Genomic DNA, 21741 nt, shown 5'->3' with positions numbered 1-21741 from the left:
CTCCCTTCAGTATACGGCCTTGGCGCCGCTGACCTCGATGGTCGTGCCGGCGATATACCGGGCTGCGTCGGAGGCAAGAAATTCAATGACATCCGCGATATCCATCGGCTCGGCGATGCGACCTAAGGGGACCGTGCGGTTGAGTTCGGTAATTGCGGTGTCCGGATCAAGTCCACGACGAGCGAAGCCTGTCCTCAGCATGGGCGTATTGACTTCATTCGGGCAGACGGCATTCACCCGGATGCCATCGCCCGCATGATCGCGGCCCAGGCATTTCGTAAGCATCGCCACCGCTCCCTTGCTGGTGCAATAAGCCGGGTGGTTTGGGCCGGGATAGAGGCCCCAGCAGGAAGAAACGTTGACGATCGCGCCGCCGCCACGATCCTTCATAAGCGCAATGGCGTGTCGGCAAGTGTAAAAAATTGCCGTGAGATTGATATCCAGGGTGCGAAACCAGTCTTCGTCCGTCGTCTCCAGGATACTGCCACGGGTAATGATCCCGGCATTGTTGACGAGTAGATCCAAGCGACCGGTCTCCTGGACTGCATAACCGATCAATCCCTCGCAATACTCCTTCGTCCGCAAATCGCCGGCCTTTGCGACAATTCTCCGTTCGGCGCCGTTGAATTCGGATTCCAGATTCCTCAGCCCGTCCGCATCGGCATCACCGGCCACCACGCAGTAGCCATTGCCGATGAGGCGCCTGGTAATTGCCTTGCCGATACCACCGGCCGCACCCGTAACGACGGCCGTCTTCCTCTCTAAACTCATCTATTCCTCCCTGTATGGCAGCCCCTTCGTGGAGTGCAGTTCCGCCATGCCGTCTCGCTGTGCCGAGAATGAGACAACAATGTACCGAGTGACCGCTTAAGTCGTCGCCGGCCCGCGCTCCCACCTCGTGAGGCGACGCACTTGGAACGTGCGGGTGCGTCAAGCTTCATACGCCTTCAGCAGTGGAAGACAGAGCTGCCGTGATCTGCCGGAGTGAAGCCAGACCCAGAGGCTGGCCATGTTCATCTACGACAAAAGCGGCGTCGTAGGAGGAGTTCGTCAACTCTCCCGCCGCGACTTCAAGCGTGGTGCCCGACCTCAGCTTTGGCAGTGATCGGCTGTCTGTCCGCTGGGTATGGTCCATGACGGCGTCGATCTTGATGAACCGGCCGCGATTGACGTCTTTCACAAACCGTTGAATGTATTCGTCCGCGGGGCGCAGGATGATATCCTGGCTGTCGCCCTGCTGGACGATCGAGCCATCGCGCAGGATAACGATTTTGTCGCCCAGGCGCAGGGCCTCGTCGAGATCGTGAGTAATAAAGACGATTGTCTTTCTTAGCTCCTTCTGCAGATCCAGCAGCATCGTCTGCATGTCGGTCCTGATCAAAGGATCGAGTGCGGAATAGGCTTCATCCATCAGCAGGATCGATGCATCGTTGCTGAGCGCGCGCGCCAGACCGACGCGCTGCTGCATGCCGCCCGATAGTTCGTGCGGATAGCGCAGTTCGAAGCCAAGAAGGCCGACACGCTCAATCCAGCGCATGGCGATGTCACGGCTCTGGGGCTTGTCGACACCACGAATTTCCAGACCGAACATAACGTTATCCATGACGGTCCGATGTGGCAGCAGGCCGAATCGCTGAAACACCATGGCAGTTCGTTTGCGCCGAAACTCGCGCAACTCGATTTCCGTCATTTCGAGAATGTTGCGTCCGTCAATGTTGATTGAGCCCGCTGTAGGTTCGATCAGTCGATTGATGTGACGAATGAGCGTCGATTTCCCTGAGCCGGACAGCCCCATCACCACCTGGATTTTCCCTGCCGGCATGGAGATGTTGATATTGTTCAAGCCGAGTATGAGCCCATGGTCCTTGGCGAGTTCAGCCTTGGATAGACCATTCCTGACGGCGTCTAGACACTGCTTTGGAGATTGTCCGAAGATCTTGTAAAGATCGCGGATTTCTATCGACGAGTCGCCGCTACTCATGTGCTCTTCCCCGATGTTTCTGCAGGCGATGGCCGTAGGCTTGGCTGATACGATCGAAAATGATCGCAATGCCGACGATCGCAAACCCGTTGAAGATCCCTTGCGTGAAGTACTGGTTGGCAATGGCCTGAAGCACATTGAGCCCCAAGCCCTGCACCCCGATCATGGAGGCGATGACCACCATCCCGAGTGCCATCATGATCGTCTGGTTGATGCCTGCCATAATAGTGGGCATGGCGAGAGGCATCTGAACTTTCAGCAACTTCTGCCAGGGAGAGCAGCCATACGCATCGGCCGCTTCCAGTACCTCCTTGTCGACCAGGCGAATGCCGAGATCGGTAAGGCGGATAATCGGCGGGATAGCGTAGATTACGACGGCAATGAAACCGGGAACGCGGCCGATGCCAAGTAGCATCACCACGGGAATGAGATACACGAACGGTGGCATTGTCTGCATGATGTCAAGGATCGTTTGCAGGACGCCGCCGACCTGCTTGAAACGATTCATGAGAATGCCGAAAGGGATGCCGATAGAGATCGAGAAAATCGTTGCCACGAAGACGAGCGAGATGGTCTTCATCGCATCTTGCCATAAACCCAAGAGGCCAATAGCAATCAAAGTGCCGACGACGGCGCCGACAATCGTCCAGCGGCGTGCCGCAAGCCATGCGATAGCGGAAAGTGCGAGCACAACCAGCGGCCAGGGCGCGTTTGAGATGGCATTTTCGAAGAAGATCAGAACGCGCTGGAGCGGATAGAAGACGTCTTCGATGGATTGTCCATAAACGCGCGTCAGAGATCGCAGCGAACCATCAATTGCCCGTTTGAAAGTGAGGAGCAAGTCGGAGTTCAGTTGAGGGAACTTGAACAGCCATTCCATATCGCAGCTTCCCCTTCATAGCTTGCCGTCAAGCCACGCATAGGACTCAAGGTTTCGCGGGCGGGATGGACCAACATGAAGGCAGACCGCCAGCCAGGGAGCGTGGTAGGCCTGGGAGCGTGGCAAGTCCGTCATGTGGGTACACCAACCTCGAATATCGGGGAGGCTTCGAGTCCTCTCGAAGCCTCCCCCCATCATTCGAACAGCTTAGTCATTCGAACAAGCTTACTCGGCCGCCTTGATCTTGTCGGCGATATCGGCCGCGACCCATTTGGTCCAGACTTCGGGCATGTTCTTGATGAACCACTTGGCGCCATCTTCGCCGTTTGCCTGGTTGTCGCTCATCCATGCCATCACCTTGCTGACTTCGGCCTGAGTCCAGCTGCGATTCTTGAAATATTCCAGCGCCGGGCCGACGTCGTCACGCTTGGTGAAGCCGGTGCTTGCGAGCGTCACCATCTCGGCCTCCTTCCAATAGTTGGGCTTCGGATCCGGGCAGTCCTGTATTGTCGTGCAGCGCTTCCATTCCTCGGCGTCATGGGCCATCGCGAGACGCACCATCGGATACTTCACGAGCAGGGAGGTCGGAGACCAGTATTGAGCAATGATGCCCTGCTTCTGTTCGTAAGCCTTGGAGATGGCGCCGTCGAGAGCGGCAGCGGAACCGGTCGGAATCATGACGAAGTTCGGATTGTTCAGCCCCTTGAAGAGCTGAGCGGTCACAACCGTATCACCCCAGCCCTGAGGGCCTTGAATGACGGCACCCTTCGACGGATCTTCCGGCGACGGGAAGAGTTCCGGATGCTTCATGGCGTCTTCAACGGTCTTAATATCGGGATGGGCATCGGCAATGTACTGCGGGATGTACCACCCGGAGACTTGGCCATCGCTGATCGCGGTCCCGATCTGGCCGATGCGGCCTTCGGCCGCGCCATTGGTATAAACGTCGCCCAAGAGGCTTGGTGTCGCTTCCGGAGCAACGTCCGGCTGGCCTTTTTCCACCATGGCGGTGATCGTCGGGACTGTATCGCCGGCGACAGTGGTTGCGTTGCAGCCATAGCCATTCTTGAGAATATAGGCGTCGACATTGGCCATCGCTTCCGCTGACTGCCAGCTGAATACCGATAGAGTGATGTCGCCGCAGGCTGCATGCGCAACGCCGCCGCTCATCAGAACGCCGACGGCAATTGCAGAGAACAGATAGTGTTTCACGTGAATCTCTCCCTTGACGCGTTCTTGCTTCAAAAACCGGCGCCGAATTCCCAGCGTTCGGCAAAACCCCGGTCTGCGAAAACCCCATCGCCAGCGATCGGGCTGTAGCGCCGGGGCATCCCCTGCGCTTTGCGAAAAAAGCACGGAGTATTTTGTGCGTCAAGAGAATTGTCTTCATATTGTATTATGGTTGTGTATCGACCGATCCGGGAACAAAACCTAAACCATTCATTGACGGACTGACCAGAAGTGCCGTATTTTAAGACCAAGGCTCAAGGCCATCGGTACGTACGCGCCTTGAACGCCCGAGCTGATCTCTTGACACTCGCCATATAATACATATTGTCTACATAAAACCGCGAGCTGCAATAACCTGTGGCCGCTGAAAGGAGGCCGCCAATGGACGCTGTCCCAACCGGCAAGAAAACCATCTGCATCGATGACCTGCGCCGCAGGATCCTTACCCATGAACTGGATCCCGGATCGTACCTCGATGAAACCGAGCTCGGCGAAACCTACGGCATCTCACGTCCCCCGGTGCGTGAGGCGCTGCGCCAGCTCGCAGGTGAAGGCTACGTCGTGCTCCATGAGAATCGCGGCGCACAGGTTGCCCCCATGAGCCACAAAACCCTGCGCAACTTCTTCATCGCCGCGCCGATGATTTATGCCGCTGTGGCCCGCCTGGCCGCGCAACATGCTTTGCCTTCTCAGATAGAGCGGCTGAAGCAGATCCAGCGAAGCTTCCGCGTGGCGATCCGCAGCGGTGATGTCGCCCAGCGCGCGCTCCTGAACGAGCGTTTCCACGCCGCCATCGGCGAGGTGGCCGACAATGAGTATCTGTTGCCGAGTCTGCGCCGGCTGCTGATCGATCATACGCGGATCGGCATGACCTTCTACAATCCCCGTCAGACCCACTTCACTAAGCTGCAGACGACCGCTGCCGACCAGCATGACCAGTTCATCGAGCTGATTGCGGCCGGCGACGCCGATGGAGCCGCTGATCTTGCGGTCGCTCATTGGGAATTGTCTCGCGCTCAGATCGAGAAATTCGTCACACCGGAAAGCATGCAGATTCCGCTCGGCACGCCACCTGCCGTCAAACAATAGGTAACAGCATGAAGTTCGAAGGCATTTATGCGCCCGTCATTACTCCGCACATGGAAGATGGTTCTATCGACCGGGACGCATTCTGCGCCATGGTGGAATTCCTCGTTACGTCCGGCGTTCAAGGCATCATCAATGGTGGGTCCACGGGCGAGTATTACGCGCAAACCGTGGAAGAGCGTGTCGAGTTGGCGAATCTTGCCAAACAAGTGGTCGGCAACCGAACCGCGCTCGTCATTGGCACGGGCGCCATCCGCCTCCCCGATTCGCTGGTCATGGCGGAGACCGCCGCAAAGATCGGCGCGGATGCCATTCTCGTGGGATCGCCACCCTATTCTGTGCCCACGGAGCAGGAAAACGCGCTAAATGCTCTCGCTATTGACCGCGCTGCCGACCTTCCGATTATGCTCTACAATTATCCTGGCCGCATGTGCATTAACATGGGCGAGGAATTCCTCGACCGCGTCGGACGCTCGCGGAATTTTTGCGCGATCAAGGAGAGCTCGGGCGACATCAATCGCGTTCATCTTCTGGCGCGCGACTATCCGCATATCCAGATGTCTTGCGGAATGGACGATCAGGCGCTGGAGTTCTTCGCCTGGGGCGCGCGGAGCTGGGTCTGCGGCGGTTCCAACTTCCTGCCGCGGGAACACGCCGCGCTCTATGAAGCTTGCGCCATCGAAGGCAATTTCGAAAAAGGCCGCCGCATCATGTCGGCAATGCTGCCGCTCATGCGTGTGCTCGAGCAAGGCGGAAAATTCGTTCAGTGCATCAAGCACGGGTGCGAGATGAACGGCCTCAAGGCCGGCCCGCCGCGGCCGCCACTGAAGCCACTCAACAAGGACGATAAGAGACAGTTGGAACAGGTGGTGCGGGTACTGAAGCGAACCATCGCCGAAATCGCCGCGGAGAAGTGAGATGACCGGACTGCTTACCACCGAAGAATACAAGGCGATGGCGAAGGGCATTTCGCTTCCCACCCAGGCCTTCATCGACGGCGCGTTCCGCCCGGCGAGGTCCGGACGCACCTTCGACACATTCAATCCCGCCACTGGAAAAGTTCTTGCCAAGATCGCGGCATGCGATGCAGCCGACGTAGACTTTGCTGTCGGCAAGGCCCGCGCGGCCTTTGATGATGGCCGCTGGTCGAGCTTGCATCCTCGTGATCGCAAGGCCTCGCTGATCCGGCTTGTCAAGCTCATCAAGCGCAACGCCCGCGAACTCGCCGTGATGGAAAGTCTCGACAGCGGCAAAACCATTTTCGACTGCGAAACCGTGGACGTTCCTGAAACTATTAACTGCCTGACCTGGCATGCTGAGCTGATCGACAAAATTTACGATCAGGTATCCCCGCCTTCCGACAATCACATCGCGATGATCGTGCGCGAGCCTGTGGGGGTAGTAGGCCTGGTGCTGCCGTGGAATTTTCCCCTGCTCATGCTGGCATGGAAGATCGGGCCGGCCCTTGCATCGGGTTGCTCGGTGATCGTCAAGCCGGCTGAGGAGACGTCACTTACGGCTTTGCGCGTTGCGGAGCTTGCGCTGGAAGCCGGGATTCCCGCCGGCGTCTTCAATGTGGTGCCGGGGTCTGGTCCGGACGTAGGTGAGCCGCTGGGCCGCCATATGGACGTTGACATGGTCTCCTTCACCGGGTCGACCGAAACCGGGCGGCGCTTCCTCCGCTATTCGGCCGAATCGAATCTCAAGGAAGTGACCCTTGAAATGGGCGGCAAGAATCCTGCCGTCGTTCTCGATGACGCTGAAAACCTCGACCGGGTTGCCGCGCATATCGTCAACGGCGCTTTCTGGAACATGGGAGAGAACTGCTCCGCCGCTTCGCGCCTAATCGTCCAGAGAGGCGTCAAGGATGAACTTCTGAAGCGCATCATGGCGCACGCCCGCGAATGGCCGATGGGTGATCCGCTCGATCCGGTAAATCGCGTGGGCGTGCTTGTGTCGCCCGCTCACTTTGAGAAGGTCTGCGCCTATCTTGGCAAGGGAGCAAAAGTGCTGATGGGCGGCAAGGCGAGCAAGGGATTTGTTGAACCGACTATTCTGGACATCGGTGATCGGCAGGCACCACAAGTCCGCGAGGAAATTTTTGGCCCAGTCCTTTCCGTTCTTACCGTCGAGAGCTTCGAAGAAGCGATCTCGCTCGCCAATGATACCGAATATGGCCTTGCCGCCTCGATTTTTACCAGCAATGTGAAGAAGGCGCTGCGCGGCGCGCGTGCCATTCGCGCCGGAACCGTGACCGTCAACAGCTTTGGTGAGGGCGATATAACCACACCGTTTGGCGGCTTCAAATCCTCCGGTTTCGGGGGCCGGGATAATGGCATTCACGCGCACGACCAATACACCGAGATAAAGACGATCTGGGTTGATCTCGCCGACGACAGGGATCAGGCCGTGGCATGAGCAATTACACAGCACGCCGTACGCCCGTGCATCGCGGGCCTGCGGCGTGGAACGCGATTTTGCCAGGGCAGGACGATCCGATTGAGCTGGATTCGGAAGCCAAGGCGGACTTCGTCATTGTCGGCGCGGGCTTTGCCGGGCTTTCGGCGGCGCGGCACCTCCTGAAGCTCGCGCCGGGCGCAAAGATAGTCGTGCTCGAAGCAGGCCGCATTGCTGAAGGCGCCTGCGCCAGAAATTCAGGCTTCATGATCGACCAGCCCCATGAAATCGGCGGACAAGGTTATGAGGGTGACGGGATCAACAAGAATCGCAAGCAGATCGCATTGAACCGGCAGGCGATCGACTTCGCGAAGGCGAACGTCGAGGACTATGACATCGACCGGAACTATTTCGATCCGGTTGGAAAAGTGAACGGAGCGGCCGGACTTCAGGCTGACGGATTGAACCGCGACTACGCCAAACACCTTTCGGAGATGGGTGAGCCGAGCGAGTATCTTGACGAAAAAGCCATGCAGGAGTTGACCGGCAGCAGGTACTATCTATCCGGCCTCTACACGCCTGGCACGGTCATGATCCAGCCGGCGGGCTACATCCGCGGACTCGTTCGCGGATTGCGCCGGGATGGCGTGAGCATATTCGAACATGCTGCGGCGATCGCAATCGACGGCGAAGGTTCCGGCTGGAACGTGAGAACGGCGCGTCACGGCATCAAGGCCGGGAAGGTGATCCTCGCCAACAATGGTCACCTCGAAAGCTTTGGCTTTGCAGCGCGGCGGCTCATGCACGTTTTTCTTTTCGCGTCCATGACGATTGATTTGCGTGACGACAACTTGGCAAAACTTGGCGGCGAACCACGCTGGGGCATCACGCCATCTGATCCGATGGGAACGACAATACGGCGCATCGACAGCGCGCTCGGTGGCAATCGCGTCGTCACGCGCAGCTGCGCCAGCTTCCGGCCCGGCATGGAGGCGACGCAAGCGGATCTGGACCGCGCCCGAAGGGTTCATCGCAAGGCATTTGACGCGCGTTTCCCCGCGCTTCGCGGCGTTCCGATGGAGTTTTCCTGGGCGGGCCATCTGTGCCTCAGCCGCAATGGCGTTGCGGTGATGCGGGAACTTGACAAGAACCTCTATTCGGGTTGCGTGCAAAACGGCCTGGGCACGGTGCGCGGCACCTTGACCGGTATGGGCGCTGCTGAACTGGCCTGCGGCGTGACAAGCGATTTGACGCGCCATTTCACATGCGAGGACGCACCCACGAAGCTGCCGCCACCGCCGATCTCCACCATCGGTGCCAACCTCTACCTCCGCTGGGCGGAGTTGCGGGCGAGCCGCGAGTGAACCGCCGATCCGCCCGGCCCCTTCCCACCGGTGTGAAGCCGCGGTGCCGAAGGCTGCCGGGCCGGCTCGGTGGCAGGCTGTACAACGATTCCAATTTTATCCATGCGACGCCCCCCACAAGTGTCCCGTTCCTCACCTTCTTGCTTCCTTGGCATGGCGAGAGTGAGTCTGATCCCGTCTAGCTACAGGACTGTTCCATGGACCTTCGACGACCATCAATCGGCTGCCCGGTCTCAATATGCGTAGCTCTGTTCGAGGGTTTTCATCTCAGCGGCCTATCCGCCATTGCGGAGACCGCTCGGGTCGCGAACTACCTTATCGGATATGAGGCGTACAAATTGTCATTTGCCTCGGATCGAACCAGGGAAGGGATATCGAGTGGCGCCAGCTACATATTTACGTCGCCATTTGATGCGGTCAAATCCGACAGGACGGACCTCATCATCATTTGCGAGGACGATGTCGCTCAAAGCCCACTATCGGGCGAGACCTTGAATTTCCCCGCTTGGCTTGAGCGGATGCGGCGCGGCGGCGTCGGAATTTGCGCCATCGGCAATGCGGTGTTCAGGCTTGCAAGGCATGGACTTCTCGACCGGCTCGACGTTGCGGTTCCGTGGCATCAACGCGATGCATTTGGAGAACGGTTTCCGAACGTCAACATTCGCGGCACCTTGATGGAACTCGGCCAGCCGATTATGACCTGCGCCGGAGGAATGGCGACGTTGGATTTCATGCTCCACGTCATTGCCCGCAGCGCCGGATTGGAATTGGCGCGGAAAGTAGCGGATTACATGGTCTACGATGAGTTTCGCGAACCCATGGTTGCGCAGCGGACCCATGCGGACGCGTTACCGAAGTCATTGAATTCCCGCATTGCCCAGTTCGTCAGCATCGCCGGCGAGACTCAGATTTCGGAGGTCGACGACCTCGCCAAGAGGATGAATATCTCCCGGCGTCAACTGGAAAGGCTCTGCCATCAGGAGATCAATTGTTCTCCGGCGAAGTTATTGCAGAGCATCAACCTTCAGCGCTCTCGCGCTCTCTTGCGCCTCACAGACAAGCCGATCAGGGAGATCGCCCGCGAGTGCGGATTTGCCAGTCCTTCGCATTTTTCGCAACGCTATCGCGCTTATTTCGGCAGAACACCGCGCAGGGATCGGTCGAGCCCGAGACGGGCGGTAGATGGCGCTACCGTTCAGCGTTTTGTCAGCGGCGCGTTGAATACGATCCTGACGGCGTAGAACTGTCATTGTCGAACCGACCCCGTGCCTTTGGATGGGCGCTCTGCACAACGAGATTGAAAACAGCTCCCGCCTACGGCCTGAATTTCGACTCTCTCCGATAGGCAAGCCGATCGCTTCCCTGCTGATCCGCAGGAAATTCACTACATCCTTGATTGTATTTTCCAGACACACACACGCGCTAAGAGTGCTGGCTGGGGCGCCAGGGATCGAACCTGGGAATGGCGGTACCAAAAACCGCTGCCTTACCGCTTGGCTACGCCCCAATCCGACGGCGACTGGAGCTTTAGGGGCCCGGGTCGCGCGGCGGCGGTAACATAGGGAAAGCACCGGCCAAGAGCAAGGCGGGTCTTGGCCGGCACGGGTCGAGGCTGAAAGGGGCGGAAATCCGCCGAAAAAAATGCTCCCGACACACATTTTGGCACAGTTTGCGGCAGTGCCGAATCTTGCCCCGCGCGGACATCGCACCTATGCTCCGCCGCACCGTGCGCTGCCTGGGCAGCGGCGGGGCAGTATCTGGCGGGAGAGTTGGCTCATGGATGAGGTGCGCAGTCCCAAGCTCGGCGTGCCCAAGCTCGGCGTTCGGACAAGCGCCGCAGACCGGATCGGCGCTTCCGCCTCCCGCGGGCGCAACCGCGAGGCTCCCCAGGGCGAGACGCGCCACCTGATGGTCAGTTTCGGGGTGGTGGCCGGCGTGCTGGCGCTCGCCATCGGCATCACGCTCTATATCTGGCACGATGTCGGCGCCCCCAGGCCGGAAGCGAGCCCCCAGGTCCAGGAAATCGAGCGGCTGTTGGCCGAACTCGGCTTCACGCCGGGCCCCCAGGACGGTGTCATGGACGATGCCACGGCGGAAGCGATCCGCGCCTATCAGCAGGTGGCCGGCCTCCCCGAAGATGGGGCGGCGACGCCCGAACTTCTCGACGAACTGCGCGCCGTCGCCGGCAAGTCCCAATAGGAGGGCTTCAAGCCCGCCGGTTGCCGATCGAAATCGTGCGCCCCAGCGGAACCGGCAGCGCTAGCGCGGCATGCGCCGCCTTCACCCGCTCCATCCGCGCGAAGATATCGTCGGGCATGCTGGCCACTTTGCGCCTGGTCATGTCGATGAAGAGGATGAGCCATTCGGCGGTCGCCGCCAGATAGCCTTCATCCGCATGGTACATCGCCTGAATCCAATGGGCCCGCTTGCGGTCGCAATCGACCAGCTGGCAGGTGATCCTCAGCGGCGCATCCAGCAGCAGCTCGCGGTGATAGGAGACGTGCGTGTCGACCGTCATGGTCGAGAAGCCGCGCTCCTTGATGAGTCCGTAGCCCAGCCCCAGCGCCTCATAGGTCGTATCGAAACCTTCATCGAAGGCGCGCAGATAGAAACCCACATTCATATGATCGTTGCCGTCGATCCAGGCGGGGATGACCTTCTGGCCGAGGCTGACGAACGGTGCGGGAATCGGAGAATCGTCGGTGATTTTCATGGCGCGACGATGCCCTCGCGCGGCCGCCGCGGTCAAGCCGGCGTTAACTTTTCCCTGCCGCGAATGGGGTTTCGCTGCCGTCGATTGGCTTGCATTGCCCTGCGATCCGCGCGGCCGCGCCGGACGCTCGCCGGAATTGTAACCGGACGGTCAAAGGCGGCGTTGACTTGGCCCTTTCTTCAAGCTTACGGTTTTCCTCAAGGCAGCCCCCCAATTAACGAATAACTGGGGCACTCAACCGCGGGCTGTCCTGCAACTCGCTTTATTTTTGGGAGAATCCAAGATGAAACATCGTCTGCTTGGGGCCGTCGCGGCCGCAGCGCTCGCGGTTGGCTTCGCCGCCGCCGCCGAAGCGAAGACCCTGGTCTATTGCTCGGAAGGCAGCCCGGAGAACTTCAATCCGCAGATCAACACCACCGGCACCAGCTTCGACACCGCCTACCCGATCTTCAACAAGCTGGTCGAGTTCGAACCCGGCACGACCAATGTGAAGCCGGGCCTCGCCAAGTCCTGGGAAGTCTCGGACGACGGTCTCACCTACACCTTCCACCTGCAGGAAGGCGTCAAGTTCCATGCCCGCAAGGATTTCGCGCCGACGCGCGATTTCAATGCCGACGATGTCCTCACCACCTTCAACCGCATGTGGAAGGCGGACGACGCCTACGCCAAGGTCTCGGGCGGCGCATATGACTATTTCAACGACATGGGCATGCCGGACCTGCTGAGCGCGATCGAGAAAGTCGACGACCTCACCGTGAAGTTCACGCTGACCAAGCCGAATGCGCCCTTCATCGCCAACCTCGCGATGGACTTCGCCTCGATCCACTCGGCCGAATACATGGACCAGATGCTGAAGGCCGGGACGCCGGAGCGCGTCGATCAGGAGCCGATCGGCACCGGCCCGTTCATCCTGCAGGCCTATGAGAAGGACGCGCGCATTCTTTATAAGGCGAACGCGAACTACTTCCGCGGCAAGCAGCCGATCGACAAGCTGATCTTCGCCATCACCCCGGACCAGGCCGTTCGCACCGCCAAGCTCATCGCCGGCGAATGCGACGTGGCCCCCTATCCGGGCCCGGCCGATGTCGAGAAGCTCAAGGCCGATCCGAACCTGCAGGTGCAGGAGCAGGAAGGCCTCAATGTCGGCTATCTCGCCCTCAACGTGAAGAAGGCGCCGTTCGACAATGTGAAGGTCCGCCAAGCCTTCAACATGGCCTTCGATAAGGACGCGATCGTGAAGGCGGTCTATCAGGGTGCCGGCCAGCCGGCCAAGAACCCGATCCCGCCGACCATCTGGTCCTATAACGACGAAGTTCCGGCCTTCACCTACGACCCGGAACAGGCCAAGGCCCTGCTCGCCGAAGCCGGCGTGAAGGATCTCACCATCGACCTCTGGTACATGCCGGTGCAGCGTCCCTACAATCCGGACGCGAAGAAGGTGGCGGAACTGATGCAGGCGGATCTCGCCAAGATCGGCGTCACCGCCGAGCTCAAGACCTATGAATGGGGCGAATATCGCAAGCGCCTGCAGGCCGGCGAGCATCTGACCGGCATGCTGGGCTGGACCGGCGACAATGGCGATCCCGACAACTTCATGGGCGTGCTGCTGTCCTGCGGCTCGGCGCGTGAAGGCGGCCAGAATATCGCCAAATGGTGCAACGAAGACTTCACCAAGCTGATCGACGAAGCGGCCGCGACCGCCGATGTCGCCAAGCGCACCGAACTTTACAAGCAGGCGCAGGTGATCTTCCACAATGAGGCACCCTGGGTTCCGATCGCGCATTCGGTCGTCCATATGCCGATGAGCAAGAAGGTGAAGGGTTACAAGATCCACCCGCTCGGCACCCACATCTTCGAAGGCGTCGACATCGAAGAATAACGGTCCGTAACCGAAGAGCGGCGGGGAGCGTCAACCTCCCCGCCGCTCGTTTTTTTTGTGATATAGTCAGCCCATGGTCCGCTTTCTCCTGACCCGCGCCAGCCTTGTCATCCCGACTTTTCTCGGGATCGTTTTCCTGGCCTTCATTCTCATCCGCCTGGTGCCCGGCGATCCGGTCGAAGTGCGCGTCGGCGAACGCGGCATTTCTCCCGAACGCCACGCACAGCTACTGCACGACATGGGTCTCGACCGGCCGCTTTACGTCCAGTTCTTCGACTATGTGGGCGGTGTTCTCCAAGGCGATCTTGGCACCTCGATCATCACCCAGCGTCCCGTGCTGGACGAATTCCTGGCCCTGTTCCCGGCCACGCTGGAACTGTCCTTCTTCGCCATGCTGCTGGCGCTCAGCGTTGGCCTGCCTGCCGGCGTTATCGCCGCGGTCAAGCGCGGATCTATCTTCGATCACACCATCATGGGCCTCTCGCTCACCGGCTATTCCATGCCGATCTTCTGGTGGGGCCTGCTCCTCATCCTCACCTTCTCGGTGGGCCTCGGCTGGACGCCGGTTTCGGGCCGCATCGGCAACGACTTCTTTTTCGAAGGCACCTCCGGCTTCATGATCTACGACGCCATCATGAGCGACGAGGAAGGCGCCCTCGGCTCCGCTCTCTCGCATCTCATCCTGCCCACCATCGTGCTCGGCACCATTCCGCTGGCCGTGATCGCGCGCATGACGCGCTCGGCCATGCTGGAAGTCCTGAGCGAGGACTATATCCGCACCGCGCGCGCCAAGGGACTTTCGACCTGGCGCGTCGTCGGTGTGCATGCCCTGCGCAACGCGCTCATTCCCGTCGTCACCGTCATCGGCCTGCAGGTCGGCGTGCTGATGGCGGGCGCCGTCCTCACCGAAACCACCTTCTCCTGGCCAGGCATCGGCAAATGGCTGGTGGAAAGCATAAACCGGCGCGACTATCCGGCCTTGCAGGGTGGCGTGCTGCTGATCGCCAGCCTCGTCATGGCGATCAATCTGGGCGTCGACCTGCTCTATGGCCTGCTCAACCCCCGCATCCGGCACAAGCGTTGAAGGCCCGATTATGACCGCCGCACCTGCCACCGCCACCACCCCGGCCGCCACCAAGGTCGTCTCGCCGCGCCGCGAAATCTGGCTGTCCATGCGCGCCAACAAGGGCGCCATGGCCGGCCTCATCGTCATCGTCCTATTGATTCTCACGGCGATCTTCGCCGACTTCGTGGCTCCGCACAGCCCGGTCGAACAGTTCCGCGAGAACTTCCTGCAGCCGCCGGCCTGGGCCGAGGGCAGCACCTGGGCCTTCCCGCTCGGCACCGACGATGTGGGGCGCGATGTGCTTTCGCGCATCATTCACGGCGCCAGGCTCTCGCTCATCATCGGCTGCATCGTGGTGACGATCTCGCTGGCCTTGGGCATCTTCTTCGGCCTGCTGTCCGGCTTCTTCAAGGGTGTCGTCGATATCGCGATCATGCGCTTCATGGACATCATCCTGTCGATCCCCAGCCTGCTGCTCTCGATCGTCATCGTGGCCATCCTCGGCAAGCCGGATATCGCCAAGGCAATGATCGCCATCGCCATCACCTACGTTCCGCACTATGCGCGCCTTGCGCGCGCCGCGGTGCTCACCGAACTCTCCAAGGATTACGTTACCGCCTCACGCGTCGCCGGCGCCTCGACCCGCCGGCTGATGATCGACACCGTGCTGCCCAATTGCATGGCGCCCTTGATCGTGCAGGCGACCTTGAGCTTCTCGACCGCCATCCTCGACGCGGCGGCTTTGGGCTTCCTGGGGCTGGGTGCCCAGGCACCGACACCGGAATGGGGCACGATGCTTGCCGACAGCTTGAAATTCCTGCAGCGCGCCCCCTGGGTCGTGACCTTCCCCGGCGTCGCCATCCTGGTGACGGTGCTGGCATTCAATCTCATGGGCGACGGATTGCGCGACGCGCTCGATCCGAAGCTGAAGCGCTAAAGGGCGCGGCATCATGGCACTTCTCGAAATCCGCAATCTCTCGGTCCAGTTCCAGACGCATAGCGGTCCGTTCCGCGCGGTCGATGGCATCGACCTCGACCTCGACAAGGGCGAACTGCTGGGCGTCGTCGGCGAATCCGGCTCCGGGAAAAGCGTCACCATGCTGGCCGTGATGGGCCTCATCCCCTGGCCAGGCAAGGTGACCGCCGACCGCCTCGCCTTCGACGGTATCGACCTCTTGAGCCTGAAGCCCGCCCAGCGCCGCAAGATCGTCGGCAAGGATGTGGCGATGATCTTCCAGGAACCGATGACCAGCCTCAACCCCTGCTTCACCGTCGGCTACCAGATCATGGAGACGCTGCAGGTGCATGAAGGCGGCTCCCGCCGCGAGCGCCGCGACCGCACCGTGCAGTTGCTGGAGCAGGTCGGCATCCCGGCGGCCTCGACGCGCCTCGACAGCTTTCCGCACCAGTTGTCGGGCGGCATGTGCCAGCGCGTCATGATCGCCATGGCGATCGCCTGCAACCCGCGCCTCCTCATCGCCGACGAACCGACGACGGCGCTCGACGTCACCATCCAGGCGCAGATCCTCGATCTGCTGGTCAACCTGCAGCGCGAGCGCGGCATGGCGCTGGTGCTCATCACGCACGATATGGGCGTCGTCGCCGAAACCGCCGAACGCGTGCTGGTCATGTATGCCAGCCAGCAGGTCGAGGAACAGAAAGCCGCCGACCTCTTCGCCAACCCGCACCATCCTTATACGGCGGCCTTGCTCGAAGCCTTGCCTGAACGCAGCGTCGGCAAGCATCGCCTCTCCACCATTCCCGGCGTCGTGCCCGGTATCGTCGATCGGCCGACCGGCTGCGTCTTCAATCCGCGCTGCGCCTATGCCGATGCGCGCTGCCGAGCCGAGCAGCCGGCCTTCGTCGGCCACACCTCCCTCACCGCCACGGGCGGCCGCGTGCGCTGCCACTATCCGCTTGAGGGTGGGGTCCCGACCAACCGGCCCTCATCGTCGCGGGAGGTTGCGTGATGTCCACCCAGACCGCGACGGCCCCGGCCGTGACCGACCGGCGCGACATGACGGCAGCCAATCCGCTGGTGCTCGAAGCCAGGGACCTGCATCGTCATTACCGCGTCGGCGGCGGCCTCTGGAAAGCGCATGCCGAGCTGCGCGCCGTCAATGGCGCCAGCTTCACGCTCGCCGCCGGCCGCACGCTGGCGGTGGTGGGTGAAAGCGGCTGCGGCAAGTCGACCCTGGCGCGCCTGGTGACGCTGATCGAGCAGCCGACTTCCGGCAGCCTCGCCATCGACGGCGTCGATGTGGCGAGCGCCGACCCGGCGACGATCAAGGCCATGCGCCCCAAGGTGCAGATGGTGTTCCAGGATCCCTACGGCTCCTTGAACCCCAGGAAGCAGGTCGGCCAGATATTGGAGGAGCCGCTCGAGATCAACACCGGCCTCGATGCCGCGGCGAGGAGCGAGGCCGCCCGCGCCATGATGGCCAAGGTGGGCCTCCGCCCAGAACAATATAGCCGCTATCCGCACATGTTCTCCGGCGGCCAGCGCCAGCGCATCGCCATTGCCCGCGCGCTGATGCTGAGCCCCCGCATCGTGGTGGCCGACGAGCCGGTCTCGGCACTCGACGTCTCGATCCGCGCCCAGGTTCTCAATCTGCTGATGGACCTGCAGGAGGAACTCAACCTCGCCTATCTCTTCATCTCGCACGACCTTTCCGTCGTGCGCCACATCGCCGACGAAGTGATGGTGATGTATCTGGGCCGTCCGGTGGAACAAGGGCCCAAGGAGGTCATCTTCGCCGGCCCCCGTCACCCCTATACGGTGGCCCTGCTGGCGGCGACTCCGTCGGTCGACCCCAAGGCCCGCTCGCGGCGCCTGACCGTGAAGGGCGAACTGCCCTCCCCCCTCAATCCGCCCTCGGGCTGCGCGTTCCACAAACGTTGCCCCTATGCGACCGACTTGTGCACCAGTGAACGGCCCGAGATGCGGCCGGTTCACGGGCGCATGGTTGCCTGCCATCATGCGGAAAGCCTGGCCTGAGGCAGCAATATTAGGAAAAGGAACCCTAAGCGCCGGCGGAATGCGGCATTTTTGTCACAACCCTCCTGCGCATACGTAAAACGCCCCTCGGACTCGTCTTTCACTCACAAAAGCCGTGTGTTATCAAAGCCCACGGGTTGGCCGACCCGAATCCAGAAATCTCTGGATAACGGTCGGTTAAGTTTTCGCCGTGACAATGCGACTATGACCATGTGGCGCTGCTGCACTGTCATAATTTAGGCGCTTGGTTAGGGCGGTGACTTGGGACCAGCACGTTCAAGATGCCGCGGCCGGGGACAATGGAGGCCGCAATTTCGGGGGACGGTGCAACGGTTCGCTAGAAGAGCAGATCAACTTTTCGAAGCCGGGCTACCGGAAAGGGTTAGGGGTTCTATGTTCAAGGTCACGAATTTCACGAAATCGACACTGGCCGTCACGTCCGTGGCGCTCGGACTGCTGGCCACGGGTTGCGCCACGCCGCCGGATCCCAGCGACGAGGCCGCCGTTCAGGCGTTCAACGAAGCCAACGATCCGTTGGAGCCGATGAACCGCTACTTCTTCGAAGTGAACCATGGCCTGGACGAACTGTTGGTGAAGCCGTTCGCCGGCTACTACAACATCGCGCTTCCCGATCCGGCCAAGGATGGCATCCGCAACTTCCTCCGCAACCTGCATGCGCCGGTGATTTTCGCCAACGATCTGTTCCAGGGTGAAGGCGGGCGCGCCGGTACGACCGCGGCACGCTTTGCCATCAACACCACGCTGGGCATCGGCGGCATCCTCGATGCCGCGAGCTGGTTCGGCCTCAACTATCACGACGAGGATTTCGGCCAGACCCTGGCTGTCTGGGGTTCGGGCGAGGGCATCTATCTGCACCTCCCGCTGCTTGGGCCGTCGAACCCGCGCGATGCCGGCGGCAAGCTGGTCGATTACGTGCTCGATCCGCTCACCTGGGTCGGCTATGTCTATAACGTCTCCTGGATCAACACGACCCGCTTCATGGTCGAGGGCATCGATACGCGCGCCCGCAACCTCGAGACGATCGCCGAGCTGCAGAAGGGTTCGGTCGACTTCTACGCGACCATCCGCAGCCTCTATCGCCAGCACCGCAACGACGCCATCAAGAATGGCGAGGATCCGGAAGCGGCAGTCAGCAAGGTCACCAGCGAAGAGATGATCCCGGAAGACGGCGCCGAGTTGCCCAGCGTGCTGCTGCAACCGACCGCTCCCTCCGCCGCCACCCAGGTTCCGACCGGCGGCGACCAGCTCTGGGCGGCCTCCTGTGTTCCTGGCTGCCGCGTTGAAACGTCTGGGGGGGGGCGGCATTTGCCGCCGCCGTTTCCATATCCGCTCCGTTCGCTTCCCTCGCGCGGGCCGATCAGGCGGCGCTGGAAAGCTTCATCGCCTCGCTGTCGCAGAAGGCGATCACCGAACTTTCCGCGGCCTCGACCGACAAGGAGCGTGCCGCCAGGCTGCTGCCGATCCTGCGCGAATATTTCGACATGCCCAAGCTCGCCAAGCACACGCTGGGCCTCTATTGGAAGCGGGCGACGCCGGAAGAGCAGCAGGCCTATGTCGCGGTCTTCACCGAATATATGAGCGCCGTCTACGGCAAGCGCTTCGCCGAATATTCCGGCCAGCAGCTCGCCGTGCAGAAGGTGCGCGAGGCGGGCGAGATTTCGACCGTCTTCACCATCGTCAAGGGCGCCGAGGGCGAGCCGCGCGTCGATTGGGACGTGAATACCGCTGCCGGCAACAAGATCACCGACGTGCGCGTCGAAGGTCTCAGTCTCGCCGAGACCCATCGCCAGGAATTCGCCTCCGTCATCAGCTCGAACGGCGGCAAGGTCCAGGCGCTCATCGACATACTGAAGAAGAAGGTCGCCTCGATCTAGCGGGGGAGGGCCGCGCGCTTCACGCCCTCTTTCCCTCGCCGACCAGCTTCTCGACCCAGGCCGGGCGCCGGCCCGTCGAGGCGATGTACCACAGCGTTCCCATCAGCATGGCGCCCTTCACCGCGGCAAGGCCGACCAGGGCAATCGCGATAGTTTGCATTTTAGATGATCCCTCGATAGTTGCTGTTGGGACCATGCTGCGGGCGGAACCCGGTCGCGGCTAGTGACAATTGGCCGAGACCTGTGGATATCTCAATACATTTCCACAATCAATATACTATCGTGTATCTTCACTATCCGAAAGCATCGACAGATCCCGCCGCAACCGCGCCGGCGCCGCCCCGGGCAGCGAGTCTTCCAGCGCGCGGTGATGCATCTGCCAGATGGGCAGCGCCTGCGCGAGGAGGCGCCTGCCTGCCTTGGTGAGTGCCAGCAGGCGGCTGCGCTTGTCGGCCGGGTCCGGGTGGATGGCGATGAGCCCGCGCCGCTCCAGCGGTTTCAAGGCGGCGGTCAGCGTGGTGCGATCCATGGCGAGGAGCTGCGCCACCGCCCCAATGCTGGGTGCCGCCGCCGGCGGGCGGTTGAGCGACATCAGCAGCGAGAACTGCCCGTTGGTGAGTTCCAGTGGCTTCAGCGCCAGGTCGAAGCGCCGCGCCAGCGCGCGCGCCGCCCGCTGCACGAAGAGGCACAGGCACGTGTCGCGGACATGAAGCGTGGTCGCATAGGGAACGGCGTCATCGGGCGCTGCTTTGGACATGCCGCATCATGTTGATATCAACATATTACCGTCAAGCGGAATCGGGAGCGCCCCCTGCGACGATGCCACGCAGGGCGGCCGGGCCGGCCGCCGCCCATCGCCCACTTGTCCGGTACCGGCGATGCGGCTATCGTGCGCGCGCTCAACTAACGGAACACGGTTAGACTCCGTGGCGGTCCCGCCGCTGTAACCGGATGCGAGCGCAAGCTGGATTTCATCCGCCACTGTCCGGCGCCGCCGGATGGGAAGGTTCTTGCGCTCGAATGATCCGGAAGCCAGAAGACGAGTTGAGGTGCCCGAAACTGGGAACGCTGCCCGATGGCAAAGGGCATGGCGGCTTCTTGAAGCGCGCCACGCTCCCCGCTATGTCTCGTGGAGGACAAGCATGCTATCGAACAACGATCGCCGCTCCGGCGACAAGACCGCACCCGCCATTCAACCCCTGCCGGCAATTCGTTCACTGGACGAACTGCGCGACCTGCTCAAGCGGCTGCCCGGCCCCGACCTGCAGGCGGAGGCGCTGGCCGCCGCGCGCGACAGCCAGCTGACGAAACCGGCGGGCAGCCTCGGCCGGCTGGAGGAGATTGTCCTCTGGCTGTGCCGCTGGCAGGGGCAGCATCCGCCCCGGATGGACCGCCCGCAGACCTGCGTCTTTGCCGGCAATCACGGGATCGCGGCGGAAGGCGTCTCGGCCTTTCCCATCAGCGTCACCGCCCAGATGGTGGAGAATTTCCGGCGCGGGGGTGCCGCCATCAACCAGCTGAGCGCCGCACTTTCGGCCAAGGTGACGGTCGTGCCGCTCGATCTCGACCGGCCGGTGCGGAACTTCGCCGAAAGTGCCGCGATGGACGAGGAGGAATGCGTGGCGGCATTCAATGCCGGCGCCGCCGCCGTCGATCCGTCGGCGAGCCTTCTGTGCCCCGGCGAGATGGGGATCGGCAACACCACGGCCGCGTCGGCGATCTGCCATGGCCTCTGGGGCGGCGATCCGGCCGATTGGTGCGGCCGCGGCTCGGGCGTTTCGAGCGCCGTGGTCGAGCGCAAGGCGGCGCTGATCGCGCGTGCCGCCGAACGTCATGGCCCCGCTCTTCACGACGGGCTCGATGTCCTGCGCATCCTGGGCGGCCGGGAGATCGCCGCGATGGCGGGCGCCATCGTCGCCGCGCGCCTGCTGCGCATTCCGGTGATGCTCGACGGCTTCATCTGCTGCGCGGCGGCGGCGGCCCTGCATGATGTCGATCCCGACAGCCTGGCGCATTGCATGGTGGGCCACGCCTCGCTCGAACGGGGCCATCAGCGGCTGCTGCGGGAACTCGACCGCAAGCCGCTGCTCGACCTCAACCTGCGTCTGGGCGAAGGCACCGGCGGCGTCCTTGCCGCCACGATCGCGAAAAGCGCCGTCGCCTGCCACAACGGCATGGCAACCTTCGCCGAAGCCGGCGTGGACGGCGCCTGAGCCCGGCACCACGGTTCCACCTCCCCTCTCACCCGGCCA

Annotated in this window: 20 protein-coding genes, 1 tRNA gene, 1 pseudogene and 1 riboswitch; of the genes and pseudogenes, 14 read left to right on the top strand and 8 right to left on the bottom strand. The window is 61.7% G+C overall.

The window, feature by feature from the left end; all coding sequences use genetic code 11:
* Positions 1–6 precede the first annotated feature (6 nt).
* The 4 genes from ACE3TY_RS03140 to ACE3TY_RS03125 form a co-directional block, all read right to left on the bottom strand.
* Positions 7–771: an SDR family NAD(P)-dependent oxidoreductase gene (locus ACE3TY_RS03140; protein WP_374650790.1), complete on the bottom strand. Its 765-nt coding sequence runs from the start codon at positions 769–771 to the stop codon at positions 7–9.
* A 166-nt stretch (positions 772–937) separates the two neighbouring features.
* The gene (locus ACE3TY_RS03135; protein ID WP_374650788.1) at positions 938–1981 is read right to left on the bottom strand and encodes a glycine betaine/L-proline ABC transporter ATP-binding protein; all 1044 of its coding nucleotides are present in this window, start codon (positions 1979–1981) and stop codon (positions 938–940) included.
* Positions 1974–2861, bottom strand: a complete 888-nt coding sequence (locus ACE3TY_RS03130) for an ABC transporter permease (RefSeq protein ID WP_374650786.1) — start codon at positions 2859–2861, stop codon at positions 1974–1976. Before ACE3TY_RS03130 ends, ACE3TY_RS03135 begins: the two co-directional genes overlap by 8 nt.
* A gap of 225 nt (positions 2862–3086) precedes the next feature.
* Entirely contained in the window at positions 3087–4106 is a 1020-nt protein-coding gene (locus tag ACE3TY_RS03125) for a glycine betaine ABC transporter substrate-binding protein (protein ID WP_374650784.1), read from the bottom strand.
* A gap of 366 nt (positions 4107–4472) precedes the next feature.
* Between ACE3TY_RS03125 and ACE3TY_RS03120 the strand changes: the two genes are divergently transcribed.
* From ACE3TY_RS03120 to ACE3TY_RS03100, 5 genes are all read left to right on the top strand, one after another.
* Positions 4473–5180, top strand: a complete 708-nt coding sequence (locus ACE3TY_RS03120; protein WP_374650782.1) for a GntR family transcriptional regulator — start codon at positions 4473–4475, stop codon at positions 5178–5180.
* Between the two features lie 8 nt (positions 5181–5188).
* Positions 5189–6094 (top strand): dihydrodipicolinate synthase family protein, encoded by a 906-nt coding sequence (locus tag ACE3TY_RS03115; protein ID WP_374650780.1) that lies wholly within the window; start codon positions 5189–5191, stop codon positions 6092–6094.
* Position 6095: 1 nt separating this feature from the next.
* Entirely contained in the window at positions 6096–7595 is a 1500-nt protein-coding gene (locus ACE3TY_RS03110) for an aldehyde dehydrogenase (protein ID WP_374650778.1), read from the top strand.
* On the top strand, positions 7592–8938 hold the full coding sequence (locus tag ACE3TY_RS03105; RefSeq protein WP_374650776.1) for an NAD(P)/FAD-dependent oxidoreductase: 1347 nt from the start codon (positions 7592–7594) through the stop codon (positions 8936–8938). The genes ACE3TY_RS03110 and ACE3TY_RS03105 overlap by 4 nt, the downstream gene beginning before the upstream one ends.
* A gap of 197 nt (positions 8939–9135) precedes the next feature.
* Positions 9136–10179 carry a GlxA family transcriptional regulator gene (locus ACE3TY_RS03100; protein ID WP_374650775.1) on the top strand — a complete coding sequence of 348 codons (1044 nt, stop codon included), beginning with the start codon at positions 9136–9138 and terminating at the stop codon, positions 10177–10179.
* 191 nt (positions 10180–10370) lie between these two features.
* Here ACE3TY_RS03100 and ACE3TY_RS03095 read toward each other — a convergent pair.
* Positions 10371–10445: transfer RNA gene (locus ACE3TY_RS03095), tRNA-Gln, on the bottom strand.
* 269 nt (positions 10446–10714) lie between these two features.
* Here ACE3TY_RS03095 and ACE3TY_RS03090 point away from each other — a divergent pair.
* Complete coding sequence (locus tag ACE3TY_RS03090) at positions 10715–11137, top strand: peptidoglycan-binding domain-containing protein (protein WP_374650773.1); 423 nt, start codon at positions 10715–10717, stop codon at positions 11135–11137.
* A gap of 7 nt (positions 11138–11144) precedes the next feature.
* On the opposite strand, the gene ACE3TY_RS03085 is transcribed toward ACE3TY_RS03090, so the two are convergent.
* Positions 11145–11651, bottom strand: coding sequence for a thioesterase family protein (locus ACE3TY_RS03085; protein ID WP_374650772.1), 507 nt, complete (start codon positions 11649–11651; stop codon positions 11145–11147).
* Positions 11652–11934: 283 nt separating this feature from the next.
* On the opposite strand from ACE3TY_RS03085, the gene ACE3TY_RS03080 reads away from it, so the two are divergent.
* The 7 genes and pseudogenes from ACE3TY_RS03080 (at position 11935) to ACE3TY_RS03050 (ending at position 19489) form a co-directional block, all read left to right on the top strand.
* On the top strand, positions 11935–13530 hold the full coding sequence (locus tag ACE3TY_RS03080) for an ABC transporter substrate-binding protein (RefSeq protein WP_374650771.1): 1596 nt from the start codon (positions 11935–11937) through the stop codon (positions 13528–13530).
* Positions 13531–13603: 73 nt separating this feature from the next.
* A complete protein-coding gene (locus ACE3TY_RS03075; protein ID WP_374650769.1) occupies positions 13604–14614 on the top strand; it encodes an ABC transporter permease subunit in 1011 nt (336 codons plus the stop codon).
* Between the two features lie 10 nt (positions 14615–14624).
* Positions 14625–15533: an ABC transporter permease subunit gene (locus ACE3TY_RS03070; protein ID WP_374650767.1), complete on the top strand. Its 909-nt coding sequence runs from the start codon at positions 14625–14627 to the stop codon at positions 15531–15533.
* Between the two features lie 13 nt (positions 15534–15546).
* Entirely contained in the window at positions 15547–16566 is a 1020-nt protein-coding gene (locus ACE3TY_RS03065) for an ABC transporter ATP-binding protein (RefSeq protein ID WP_374650765.1), read from the top strand.
* The gene (locus ACE3TY_RS03060) at positions 16566–17594 is read left to right on the top strand and encodes a peptide ABC transporter ATP-binding protein (RefSeq protein ID WP_374650763.1); all 1029 of its coding nucleotides are present in this window, start codon (positions 16566–16568) and stop codon (positions 17592–17594) included. The genes ACE3TY_RS03065 and ACE3TY_RS03060 overlap by 1 nt, the downstream gene beginning before the upstream one ends.
* A 393-nt stretch (positions 17595–17987) precedes the next feature.
* Positions 17988–18695 (top strand): annotated as a pseudogene (locus ACE3TY_RS03055) (VacJ family lipoprotein); the annotation flags it as partial.
* 242 nt (positions 18696–18937) lie between these two features.
* Positions 18938–19489 (top strand): phospholipid-binding protein MlaC, encoded by a 552-nt coding sequence (locus ACE3TY_RS03050; RefSeq protein ID WP_374650980.1) that lies wholly within the window; start codon positions 18938–18940, stop codon positions 19487–19489.
* Between the two features lie 19 nt (positions 19490–19508).
* Here the strand turns inward: ACE3TY_RS03050 and ACE3TY_RS03045 are convergent, their stop codons facing one another.
* Together ACE3TY_RS03045 and ACE3TY_RS03040 are read right to left on the bottom strand one after the other, a co-directional pair.
* Positions 19509–19649: a hypothetical protein gene (locus tag ACE3TY_RS03045; protein WP_374650762.1), complete on the bottom strand. Its 141-nt coding sequence runs from the start codon at positions 19647–19649 to the stop codon at positions 19509–19511.
* A gap of 117 nt (positions 19650–19766) precedes the next feature.
* On the bottom strand, positions 19767–20246 hold the full coding sequence (locus ACE3TY_RS03040) for a MarR family winged helix-turn-helix transcriptional regulator (protein WP_374650760.1): 480 nt from the start codon (positions 20244–20246) through the stop codon (positions 19767–19769).
* A gap of 102 nt (positions 20247–20348) precedes the next feature.
* Positions 20349–20553, top strand: a riboswitch (cobalamin riboswitch).
* Positions 20554–20631: 78 nt separating this feature from the next.
* Between ACE3TY_RS03040 and cobT the strand changes: the two genes are divergently transcribed.
* Positions 20632–21702, top strand: coding sequence for a nicotinate-nucleotide--dimethylbenzimidazole phosphoribosyltransferase (gene cobT / locus ACE3TY_RS03035; RefSeq protein WP_374650759.1), 1071 nt, complete (start codon positions 20632–20634; stop codon positions 21700–21702).
* Positions 21703–21741 lie beyond the last annotated feature (39 nt).

Origin of the sequence: Dongia sp. (assembly GCF_041918875.1) — a bacterium.
Lineage (GTDB): Bacteria > Pseudomonadota > Alphaproteobacteria > Dongiales > Dongiaceae > Dongia.
Note: the sequence above shows the minus strand (reverse complement) of the source record. Positions and strands in the feature narration are given on the sequence as shown.